Source organism: Mycobacterium simiae (assembly GCF_008370645.1).
GTDB lineage: Bacteria > Actinomycetota > Actinomycetes > Mycobacteriales > Mycobacteriaceae > Mycobacterium > Mycobacterium simiae_A.
In genome coordinates this window covers 25,009-35,980 of the sequence record NZ_VTZN01000035.1, presented here as the reverse complement: position 1 = coordinate 35,980, position 10,972 = coordinate 25,009, and the positions used below count along the sequence as shown (strand labels likewise).

Genomic DNA, 10,972 nt, shown 5'->3' with positions numbered 1-10,972 from the left:
CCACTCCTGGTCAATCCATATCCCAACCGGTTCCCCAGGTCTGGGAGAGGAAGTTGTTGATGGCGCCGATGGTGGTGCAGTAGATGACGCCGGGGCGGCGTAGGTCTTCGGAGATGACTGTGCCGACTACGTGGACACCCTTGCTCTCTGGGTTGAGGCGTTCGTAGATGGGGGCGCCGCTGTCGCCGTGGTCTGCGGGCATTTGGACGGCGAACTTAGTGGCGTCGACGGAAAGGACGGTGCCGCAGGTTTCCTGGGTGGTGGCGCCGTATTTGCAGACGGTCGATCCCTTGTTGGGTACCCAGGGGTTCAGGAGTGGTTCACGCGACATCAGGCTGTAATCGCTGGGGATGTTGGAGTAGAGCCGGATTGCGATGAGGTCGGTTGTGGGGTCGTGGATCTCGGGTATAAATCGGCCGATCTGCATGTTGCCGAGGCTAACTTCGGTGATTCCGTCCTTGTAGCAGTGCCCCGCGGTGTAGACGATGTTGGGCATCTTGGGATCGGGGAAGCTCACCGTGCACCAGCGTCCTCCGCTGGTGATCATGAATCCGGCGGTGATGGCCAGTGCGTTGGCCGGTGTTGCGGTGGTCAGGGCGGCGATAGAGGCCATCGCCATGGCCACCAAAGCTGTGAGGAGTCGGCGCATCTCAGTACCGCAGGGTTTCGCGTTTGTAGTGTTCGTACTGCTCAGGGGTGGGGGCGTCGGGCAGTACCTCGTAGGCCGAGGCCGGGACCGCGGTGCCGTTGGCGGCCGCCGTGGCTTCCATGCGCTCGCGCACGCCCAGGCGACCGCGCATGGAGGCCACGCTGGCCACGGCCAGGATCTCGCGGGCCAGTGCGCGCTCGTTAGTCTGGCGGACGCTTTCGTGCAGAAAGATGCCGTTGACCGCGCCGCCAGGGACTGTGGAGACACCAATGGTGCGGTTGCGGTTGAAGATCTCGTAGCGATCGGGCTGCGGTGGATTCTGGTGCTCTGTTGGTGAGGTCATGTGTTTCTCCCGGGTTGTGGTGGTTCAGGACGCGCGTGATGCGGCGAGCAGTTGACGTAGTTCTGGGTGGGTGGGGACAGGGATGGCGTGCTTGAGGTCCCAGATCAGCGCCTTGCGGTTGGTGTCGGTGACCGAATTGGCGGCGACGAGCCAGAGGTCCTCGCGCTGGGCGTAGACACGTAGGCCCAGTCGGGCTGTCTGGTAGGCCGCTTCATGGGCGCCGGCGGCTTGTTGCCGTTGGGCCAGTTCGGTGGCGGCGGTGCTGCAGCGGTCGATGAGTTCGTCTTTGAGTAGTTGGACCGAGCGCCAGGAGTAGTCCTCGTCGGGAACGTCTTCAAAGGGGGCGCCGCGGATGAGTTGTACTGCGGCGGTGAGCGCTTCGGTCGTGGCGGTTTCTGGGGTGTGGCCGATGAGGCGGTTGAATTCCTTCCAATCACAGAACATGTCGGCCACGAGCAGTCCGCGTGCGTCGTTTCGGATGGGGTCGGTTCCGCCCATCATCTTTCGGATCTGGGTGCGCAGCTGCCGGCGGTTTTGCGGGGTGACTTGAAGGATTTTCTCTTCCCACTCGGTGGGGGTGACTCCGTTCGAGGTGGCCAGCGCCATCAGGGCTTTGACAGGTTTGCGCACCCCTTGTCGGGTGACGGCGGAGTGTTTGATCAGGTCCTTGGTGTCGGGGTCTAGGCCCAGCGCGTAGACCGTTCCCAACACGTAGAGGCCGGGTTCGGTGGGCTCTTCGGCGGACCGACCGGGAAGCAGTGGGGTGTTGTCGCTGGAGTCGTCGCCGAGGCTGTCGGTGGACGTGGTGAACGGGGCGGGGATATCGGGGGTCAGCAGCGGCGGCGTGCTTGGGACGGGCGGCTCCTGGTTGCCCGCACAGAGCAGTCGGGTAGGGGCCGGGGCGGGAGCGTCGGCGGGTATGGGCACATCGCCGAGGGACGTGTCGTTTGCGCTGGTGGGCGCGGTTGGGTGGTGTGGTTCGGCCGCCGGCCTGGGTGTTTGCCCCGGGCTGGGGGACGCGCTATCTGTGCTGGTCAGAGCTGTTTCATCCGGGAGGGTGGGGGTTGACTCGTGCTCGAGCTGTTGCGGCGCCGCTACCGGATCCGGGCGCTGCTCGAGGAGATGCACGCGGGTGCCGTTGCCGTCGGGTTGGGCAGCTGTAACCACCGGATGTTTTTCTTGCGGCTCGTCGAGGACCTGGGAAGTGGCGGCGGCGGAATCGGCTGGAGGCAGTGCCAGGACGGTTTTCAGGTGCTGCCACTGCTGATCGGCGACCTCCATGCGGCGCCAGATTGGCCAGTAGCGGTCGGTCAAGTAGATGCCTGCCACGGCTTCGTTGCACAGAACGACGTTGGCGGCGCCGGCTGCCTGGGAGGAGACCGTAATGGGCTGGGGCTGGCCAGGAACGGGTGCACTGGTGTGGCGTGTGCTGAAGATCAGCGAGGTGCCCGCCGGAGCTGTGGCCAGGTCGTCGATCATTATGAGCCGTTCGGCGCCGGGAACCGCCAGAGCAGAATCGGTGACCGCGACGCTGGCCGTCGGTGTTTTGGCCAGGGTCTGCATGAGCCAGGACCGCATGAGCAGAACGGGGTTGTTGCCCTCGATGCCGATGTAGTCGGCTGCGGCGAGGTTTACCACCAGCACTTCGTTGCGGGAGGTGATGCCCGCCACGACGTGGTAGGCGGCTGATGAGCTGCGCGGTAGCAGCTGGGAGTGCAGGGGGTGTGTCCACCCCTGCGCGGCCGGCGTCCAACCTTGTCCCTGCGGCTCGGCGCCGGGCTCGACCGGATAGGCGGTGATCGTCGAGGCGTCGATCGCCGCGGCGATGGCACCGACTGGACCGAACGCTTCGGTCAGTAGCTGTGCGACGTTTTTCAGCGCTCCGTTGCCAGCAAGCAGCCACCGTGTCAGCTTGGCCGCTTGCTCGTTCACACGGGTGAGTCTATCGAGGTGGGGGGGGTGTTCTGGTGTCCGCGCCAGCGTTGTTTTCGTACTCGGCGATCACGGTGTCGAAGTCGGGGAGGTCGTGGGCAGCTCGGAAGATTTCCGCGATCTGCTCGGCTATCTCGTGGCCGGTGGTGGTGACGAGTCGGGTGATGTCCTTGGCGATCTCGGCGGCGGGCTTGCGGTCGAGGATTCCCGGCTTGAGCCACAGGTCTACGAGCTGACCGTTCATGTCGACCTTGACGGCGATGTCGCGGTCTTCCGAAATACGTTCTGCTGCGGTTGCTTTCATCTTCTCGATGTGGCTGAGGAGATGATCATAAACCGTATCTGCGTAGTGCAGCGTGTTTTTCACATCGGGATGGATGACGGCCATGGGTGATTTCTACACCATCTTTGTCGCGGTGATGGCTGCGGCGTTGGCTTCCTCAGTGGCCTTGGTGGCGGTCACCGCGGCGCGCAGCGCTGTGGAGGTTTGCAGGTTGTGCTCAGCGAATGCGGTTCCGGCGATCTGCTTGCTGGCCATGAATTCCCTGATTTTGAGATAGGTCCCGAAGTTGACCTTCCCATGGGTGGCCAAGTAGCGCTCAGGGAAATCGGGGTCCCCGGCGGCCCATTGGGTGAGTTCTTCTGCGTTGAGGTCGTGCTCTTGGGCGAACTTCTTCAGTTCGGTGTAGTCCACCCGGAATGGCGCACCCGCGCCGAGGTTGTCAGACATGAGGTTTCCTGTTTCCTTTCCTGAAGGTTTCGGGTTTACGTGTGGGTGCTGGGTGGTCGGAATTCGGCTGCGGAGGCGTCGTCGGTGGAACGGGTCGAGGAGATCGCGCCGCGCAGCCCTACCGCGGTGTCGGAGTTGCGCTGAGCATAGGCACCGGCTTGGGTCTGCCGACTTTCGTTGAATCCCTTCACATTCAGGTAGGTGGCGTAGGCGACCTTGCCGTGAGTGGCCAGCAGCCGATCGGCGAAATCGTTCTCGGTGTCGGCCCACTGTGCCACCCGGCCGGCATGTTCATCGTGGGTTTGAGCCAACGCCTCCAACTGCCGGTAGTCGACCGCGAACACATCCTTGCCCGACTTAGCGTGCTCGCCGGTGACGTTGCTCGCGGGGTAGGTTTGGCCGAGGACTGAATCGCCTGGTCCCAGCTTCTTCCATACTCCGGGGGCGATCTGTTTGTAGCCCGTGGTCCAGTACGGGGGCAGTTCGCCGGGGTATGACGGTGACCAGTAGGCCATGTCGTCTTCGGTGCCGTGGATGTCGTCGAGTGTCGACCGGGGCATCCCCTGGGAGGTGTCGAACTGCGGTTCCGGGATGTATGGCGGGTACTGGGGCACCTGCCATCTGCCGTCACCGGGTGCTCCTTCGGGCCACAGTGGTGATCTGTTGCCGTTGTCGGTGGATTCGCCGGACGGTCCTTGCGGGTATGGGTAGGGCGGTAGGTCAGGGGTCGGTTCTGGTGTGGTCACGGGGTGGCCTTTCCTCAGGTTCTGGTGTTGGGTGGTCGGAATTCGGCTGCGGGGGCTTCGTCGGTGGAACGGGTCGAGGAGATCGCGCCGCGCAGCCCTACCGCGGTGTCGGAGTTGCGCTGAGCATTGGCACCGGCTTCGGGGTCGAACGTTGTCATGGTCCCTCCGTAGGGGTGGGGGGTCGGCGGTGGCATCGACAGCTACTCCATCCCTGCTGCGATGCGTTCGTGTTTGGTTGTCCGTGTCGCAGGTGGTAGCGCGGCGCCTTCGAACGGTGATGGTGGGGCGGCCTGCGGCACGGTCGAGCTCAGCTGTGGCGCTGGTTGCTGCCCAGCCGGTGCGGCTGCCGGGCCCGGGCCGGACAGCGGGACGCTGTCTGGGGGCGGTTCAGCGGGGACTGGCGTTGTCGGCGGGGCCTGCGGGCTGTTCGACGCCGACGGTGGCGGCTGGTGATCCGCCGGCGGCGGTGCCGGTTGGGCGGCCGGTGGTTGCCCAGGCGGATGTGAGGGAGCTTGTGGATCGGTCAATGGTGGCGCCGAGGTATGCGTCGACAGCGTGGGGTCTGTTGCGTTGGGATCGAAGATGCCTTGAAAGCCCTTCTGGTCCTTCAGAACTTCTTCCAGGGTGTGGACTACGCCGGGCTGGTGCGGGTCGGCGACCAGTCCTGGTGCGACGGCGACCATCGTCTTGTCCTGCCACTTCAGCACGTCCCCCGGCTTCATATCCGACGGATCAACTCTGGCGCCCAGGTTCTTGCCGTCCCCGGGCAGCTCCAGTCCGGTCGGGCTGTAGGCCTTCTGGGCGGCGTCTCCACCGGGTGATGCCTTGTCGATGGCATTCTGGGCTGCGTCGGCGGCCCGCTTGCTCGGGGCGTCGACGACCGTGCCGTCGGGCAGCGTGACCGTTGGCTTGCTCCCCGAGTTTCCTGCAGGCGTCGCCGACGGCTGGTTGGCTGGTCCTGTGTGTCCGGGCGCGGGCCCGGCGGCCGCGGCCGGTTCGGCAGGTGCAGGACCGGAGGAGTTCGACGATGCCGGCGGCGGGGTGTTGTGCGGCCCGGGGTTGAGCGGGGTGATCGGCGACTTCTTCTCGTCCGCCTTATTGGTGTCCGCATCGGCCAGCCTGGCCAGCGGCTTGACCGCGTCCGCCAGGGGGGACAACGGGTTGGCGCCTCCCCCGCCACCTAGCGGGTTCATCCCGCCGAGGCTACCCAGCGGGTTCATCGCGCCAAGGCCACCCAGGGGGTTGCCGCCCATCGGCATGCCGAAGGGTGATCCCATGCCGAGCAGATCCTTGAGGTCATCCTTGGTGGTGTCGTCCGTCGGCGGCCGGCCGGTCAGGGACGGATCGGCGGGCCCGGGGGCCGGCGCGGGTTGAGTCATCGGTGTTTCCGGACCGCCGGCCGGGTTGGACGGCACGCTCTGCGGGGACTTGGCGGCGTTTTCGACTTCGGTCTTGACGGTGTCCAGAAGCGTCGACTCCGCGTGCAGCAAGCCGTCCCAGTTGCCTTCGTCGAGGGTCTTGGCCGTGGAGTTGAACGTGGCGATGGCGTTGTTGATTGCGTCGCGGCCGGCTTTTGTGACGTTGGCCGAGTGCTGCACGGCGGTCTTGAATGCTGTTGCAGCAGCGTCGAATTCGGCCTCGATGCGTTTGAAGTCACTCTTGACGGTGTCGTATGCGTCGATGCCTGATCTTTCTCCAGTGTCGGTGCGGAATGGGAACTCGGGCAACTTGCTGGTGGCGGGTGTCCCGCTCCCGAACAACTCATAGAGCCGGACGATGACGCCGGTCATCTGGTTGGGCACGTCGGGGTCGACGTCGGTGGCCCACTGCGGGTACTGCGGAGTGGTCATGCCGTCGGGAATATTCACCTTCGTGCTCTGCAGTGGTGCTTTCTGCCCGGGTGCAGGTTGTTGCGCGGGAGGTTGCCCGTTCGGGGGTGCGCCTGCGCCGGCTTGGTACTGGGTCTCCGAGATCGGCTTGCCACTCTTGTCGAAGAAGTCGCGGCGCCCGGTCGCCGGATCAAGGGTGTAGTAGTCGCCGTTCTTGTTGACCGGCGTAAGTATCGCGTTCGGATCCGCAGGGTTGCCGTGTAATTCGGTTCCGGGGGTCAAAAATGGCTGCTGCGGACCGATTTGGTTGCCGCGGGCATCGACGGGCATGTACATCTTGCCGTCTGCGCTACGACGGTAGCCCAGGGGGGCAAATGTCGGCCCTGTCGGTTTGAAGTCCTTGTCGGCGACGGTGACAGATCCGTTTTGGTTCTGGATCCAGTTCTTTCCGCTGCCCGCATCGTGATAGACGATCGTGCCGTCGGCCGGCAACCGGGTGCCATCTCCGAACACCAGGTAGCGCTGTGAGCCGGTGTCATCGGTGTTGTAGTGAATGTTGGGATCGCCGTAGGCAGTTTGGGCGTTGAACAATACCGCCTTCCACACGCCGTCGTCCTTGCTGATGTAGCGGGTGGGGTCGCCGGGCAACGCCCACCCGGGGGTGCTCCATCCTACGACCCCGTTGTCCTTGTTCCAAGTGGCCCAGGAGGTGGCATCTCCGAACTTGCGAGCTTCGCTGTCTGTCATCGGATTTCAGCCTCTCGATGGCTAATTAGGTCGTGGTGGCGGGCGACGGTGCGGTGTCGGAGTCTCATAGCGAGTAGGTCTCCCCTCCGGTGGGATAGCCGCCGCCGTCGGTGGCGATGTGGACGTGGTTGTAGTGGTTCTGGGTGTCGGAGCCTCGGTTTTCCATCAGCCGCGGAGACGAACCCTGGGTATACATTGTCTGGCGCCAAATCGCGTGGTTGAGACCGTATTTGGCGGCGTTCTGCATCGCGAAGGCGAGAACTCGATCGCCGAGGGCCTTGCCCTCGGCGCTGCTGTAGTTCGGGATCATCACGTCGATTGCCAAACCATTGGGGTGCCATTTCAACGAGTCGGCACGCACTCCCCCGATGTCCTTGATCTCCGGGAACGCCGCGCTGATCGCGCGCGCGATGAGGATGGTGTTGCGTTGCAAGCCTTTTTCTGATCCGACCCCGGGCGGCAGGGCTCCCTCCGGAGTGGCCCGGGCCGCCAGAACCGTCCCCGACTCCCCCTTTCCGTTTTTGCCCGACGACAGTCCTGACAGCAGGTTCGCCGGTCCTGACGACAGACCGGACAGTGCACTCAGCGGGCTTGCGCCGCCACGTCCGCTGCCCATGCCGCCGCCGGGTCCGCCGCCCATGCCACTGCCACCGGATCCGCCGGTCATGCCGGGCATGCCAGACGCTGCGGCCTTGGCCTGCTGGTAGTACTTCTGGGCCAGGGCGTCGACGAGCACGCGGCGCATGTCAGCGGGGGGCATTTGGGTGCGGACCGCGTTGGTGCCATTGGCCAGTGCGTCGGCCTTGTTCTGCAGGGACGCCACCGCCCCCATCGGGGTGTTCTCGACGGGGGCCAGAGCATCGTCGCGGCTGATGTATTGATTGGTCGCGTTGTCGATGTCGTCGCGTCCTGTTGTCACGTTGGCCGCCGATTCATCGACGACAGGAACCAGGGAGGGGTCCACTTCGGCTAGCGCGGCGCTGATCTGCGCCGCACTCTTGCGCGACAAGACCAGTTGCTCAATGAAGTCTCCGAGGCCGTTGGGCAGCGCCTCCAGGCGCTGGCCGATCTCGGCAGGAATGGTCGATGGCAGCGGCGCAGTCACAGGGGTGCCCTCTCCGAGGAGTCCTCGGAGCTGGTTGAGAATCGCGGTGATCTCGTCACGGGCTGAGCAGCCTGTCGTCATCTATGGTGAGGGTTCCGGTACTGGGCCGCCGTCAGCGCTGTTCTCACCGCTGTCCGTATGGGTGCCGTGGTCGGAGGTTCGGGGTTCAAGTGTCGCCGTGCGCGGCTGCCGGCGTTGGATCGCGGTCTTGGGTACACCGAGTTCGGTGAGTTCGGCGGGCTTCCAGCCCGCTTCGATGCACTCCAGGACGGCCTTTTCGATGGCGGCGTCGCAGTCCTTGAGTTCAGCTTCCTTCTCGGCCTTGGCGTCGAGCAGCTCCCCGAGGCGCTGGACCGGGCCCAGTCTCATCGTCAGGAAATCGTTGGCCCGTTTGGTGAAGTCGTTCTTCTTAGCCACCACTAAAGGCTCCTTTCCTCAGCCTTGATGTTTCCATTATCGGCGATCTTCGACAATTATCTGCACGTCACCGCACATTTTGTCGGTGGTTCGATTCGCCGACGCGGTGTGTGTGTTCATGCCGATGTTAGGTGTGTTTCCACCAGGTCGCGGACCTCCACCGTGGCGTCGCTGGCTACCTCGGCCTCTTCGCGTTCCCCGGTGTAGACGTCGCGCAGGATGAGCACGGTGGTGTCCGGGTCTTCACCGGGGGTTGGCTCCTCGTCCAGGATCACCCAGTCCCCGGTGGTGGGATGGCAGAGGTAGTCGCCGACCTCGAGGTCGCCGACTACGACGCGGCGGCTCTCCCCGGCGGACTCCTCGTAGCTGCAGACCAGCTCCTGGGCGCAGGTGGGCGTCAGGGGACGGGGACCGCCGGGTGCGCTGCCGAAGATGGACTCCACTCCGCGGTCGTGGACGTCCAGCCATTCCGGTGGCGCGTAATCGTCGGAGTGCGGGTCGAACTGGGGGTAGTCGGCGGCCTTGAGCAACGGGAGGTTTTGATACGAGGAGAACCCTTGCGGCTCGGTGTTGGGATCGGCTTCTGGCGGCATGATGATGCCGCGCTCGTAGATTGCTGCCGGGGGGCGCAGCTCGTCGACGATCTGCTTCTCCTCCTGGTCGGCGGGCTCGGATGGATCGGGGACGTAGAACGCCTGCACTTCGGTAGGCCAACCGGCGCCGTTGAGGGCGGTGCCGCGACCGCGGACGCCAAGCGGAACGGTGCGTCCAGCATGGGCGTCGTCGTGGATCATCATCGCCGCCTGGGGGGACAACTTTCCCAGTGATAGGCGCTGGCGGAAGTTCTCTTTGGCCTCGCCCTTGAGGAATTCGACGTCGGCGCGCTGCAGGGCGGCGACACAGTGGAACCGGCTGGTGCGGCCCAGGCGAAGCAGTGCGGAGAACTGGCGCAGTGTCGGGCAGTCCCGCTGGGCGCCTTTTTCCTTGGTGTTGGCGTAGAACGTCTTCATCGCCTCTTGGAATTCGGTGTACTCGTCGAAGATGATCACGAAGGGTTCTTTGCCGGCTAGCGCTTGGCGGTTGCGCTTGTACAGGTTGTAGCGGCCCTGCATCTCCTTATAGAGAGTGTTCACTAGTGCGATTGCTTCATGCGGCTCGGTGAGGACGGCGACGACGTTGGGGTATGTGCGGTAGCTGGTGAATTCGCCGCCTTTGAAGTCGATGATGAAGATCCGAATGCCCAGGCGGGCGGCTTGCACGATCGTGTTGTGGAGCGTGGCAGTTTTTCCGGTACCGGTGGGACCCATCAACAGCATGTGTGGATGGACCTTCAGGTTCCACTCGATGATGTTGCCTTCTTCGTCGACGGCCAGCGGGATGGCAGCGTGGTCGTAGGTCGAACAGGCTTCCTTGACAGTGGTGATCGGGGCTTGGATCGGTGGGTAAACCCGGCTAGGCAGCTCGGGGCGGATTTCAAAGACGGCGGTACCGGCGAGGTGGTCGTACCGGGTGGCCCGCCATCGGCCGGGCAGCAGATCGCTGATTTTGCGGGCGATCGAGCGGATCCGATCTGTGCCAGAGAGTTTGGCGCCGATCTGGTGGTGCACGGTGAATCGCACCAGATCGCCGCTTTCGCTGTACTGCGGGTCAGTGATTGTCGCCCCGGACGAGAACAGTTCGGTGCTGGCGATTTGTTCGCGCAGTCCGCGTACCGTCGGCGACTCGGTGTTGACGCTGGCCAGGGTGGCGGTGATGAGCTGGTCGGTGGTGGCGTAGGACAGCGTGTAGTGCGAGCCGACGGCGTCGTCGAGTCTGCGACTGAGCTCTGGCTTGAGTTCCTCGCGGCGTCCTCGATAAGCGAGCACGATGGTCTTGGGCTTTTCGGGTTGGCCGTCGACTTCTTCGTCCCACTCGGTGATGGCGACAAGGCGGCGTCGGGGTAGTTCGTCGTAGCCGAGGTAAGGGTAGAGCGCCCATTCGATCTCGTTGAGGTAGCGTGCGCGCTCGCGGCGTTCGCACAGCTTCTCGGTGAGCAGGTCAGCCAGTCCGTAGGCGGCGATGATGCCGATGGCTGCGGCGATGATGTCGGGGACGAACGGGATCAGCGCGAGGACGAATAGGCCGCCGGTGAGGGCGGTGACGGCCAGAACCGGGGCGGCCACGGGAGGGACGGGGCGGCGGTCGTCGGGATCGTGTTGGACGGGTGCGGCCATCCGGATCCCCACCATCACGGCGGCGACGATTCCGAGGGCGATCGCGGCGAGGGCGGCGACGGCGAGCAGTGTGGGGCCGGCGTCGCTGGGATTGGCGCCGGGCAGGGCGAACAGCGGTCGGCCGGTGGTGAAGTATCCGTGGCTCAGCGCCCAGGAGGTGGCTGCGGCAGCGCTGTGAAACCATAGTGCGGCCAGGGCGAGGGGCACTGCGATGACGGCGATGAGTCCTGGATTGTGTTGCTGTGTCTCGGTTTTCGCCAT

The 10,972-nt window shown here is 64.6% G+C and carries 11 protein-coding genes; all 11 read right to left on the bottom strand.

Annotated elements, in window-relative coordinates:
- Positions 1-10: 10 nt before the first annotated feature.
- The 11 genes from F0Q45_RS08415 to F0Q45_RS08370 all read right to left on the bottom strand — a co-directional run bounded on the left by F0Q45_RS08415 (position 11) and on the right by F0Q45_RS08370 (position 10,972).
- Entirely contained in the window at positions 11-649 is a 639-nt protein-coding gene (locus tag F0Q45_RS08415) for a hypothetical protein (protein ID WP_149653505.1), read from the bottom strand.
- Between the two features lies 1 nt (position 650).
- Positions 651-992 (bottom strand): hypothetical protein, encoded by a 342-nt coding sequence (locus tag F0Q45_RS08410; protein ID WP_149653504.1) that lies wholly within the window; start codon positions 990-992, stop codon positions 651-653.
- Positions 993-1,016: 24 nt separating this feature from the next.
- Positions 1,017-2,924 carry a hypothetical protein gene (locus tag F0Q45_RS08405; RefSeq protein WP_149653503.1) on the bottom strand — a complete coding sequence of 636 codons (1,908 nt, stop codon included), beginning with the start codon at positions 2,922-2,924 and terminating at the stop codon, positions 1,017-1,019.
- Between the two features lie 10 nt (positions 2,925-2,934).
- On the bottom strand, positions 2,935-3,312 hold the full coding sequence (locus F0Q45_RS08400; RefSeq protein ID WP_149653502.1) for a hypothetical protein: 378 nt from the start codon (positions 3,310-3,312) through the stop codon (positions 2,935-2,937).
- 9 nt (positions 3,313-3,321) lie between these two features.
- Positions 3,322-3,654: a type VII secretion target gene (locus F0Q45_RS08395; protein ID WP_149653501.1), complete on the bottom strand. Its 333-nt coding sequence runs from the start codon at positions 3,652-3,654 to the stop codon at positions 3,322-3,324.
- Positions 3,655-3,689: 35 nt separating this feature from the next.
- On the bottom strand, positions 3,690-4,400 hold the full coding sequence (locus F0Q45_RS27575; protein ID WP_188112839.1) for a type VII secretion target: 711 nt from the start codon (positions 4,398-4,400) through the stop codon (positions 3,690-3,692).
- Between the two features lie 14 nt (positions 4,401-4,414).
- Entirely contained in the window at positions 4,415-4,558 is a 144-nt protein-coding gene (locus F0Q45_RS27570) for a hypothetical protein (RefSeq protein ID WP_188112838.1), read from the bottom strand.
- Positions 4,559-4,600: 42 nt separating this feature from the next.
- Complete coding sequence (locus F0Q45_RS08385) at positions 4,601-6,976, bottom strand: hypothetical protein (RefSeq protein WP_149653500.1); 2,376 nt, start codon at positions 6,974-6,976, stop codon at positions 4,601-4,603.
- A gap of 64 nt (positions 6,977-7,040) precedes the next feature.
- A complete protein-coding gene (locus F0Q45_RS08380) occupies positions 7,041-8,162 on the bottom strand; it encodes a hypothetical protein (protein ID WP_149653499.1) in 1,122 nt (373 codons plus the stop codon).
- Positions 8,163-8,498, bottom strand: a complete 336-nt coding sequence (locus F0Q45_RS08375; RefSeq protein ID WP_149653498.1) for a hypothetical protein — start codon at positions 8,496-8,498, stop codon at positions 8,163-8,165.
- A gap of 116 nt (positions 8,499-8,614) precedes the next feature.
- Positions 8,615-10,972 carry an FtsK/SpoIIIE domain-containing protein gene (locus F0Q45_RS08370; RefSeq protein ID WP_149653497.1) on the bottom strand — a complete coding sequence of 786 codons (2,358 nt, stop codon included), beginning with the start codon at positions 10,970-10,972 and terminating at the stop codon, positions 8,615-8,617.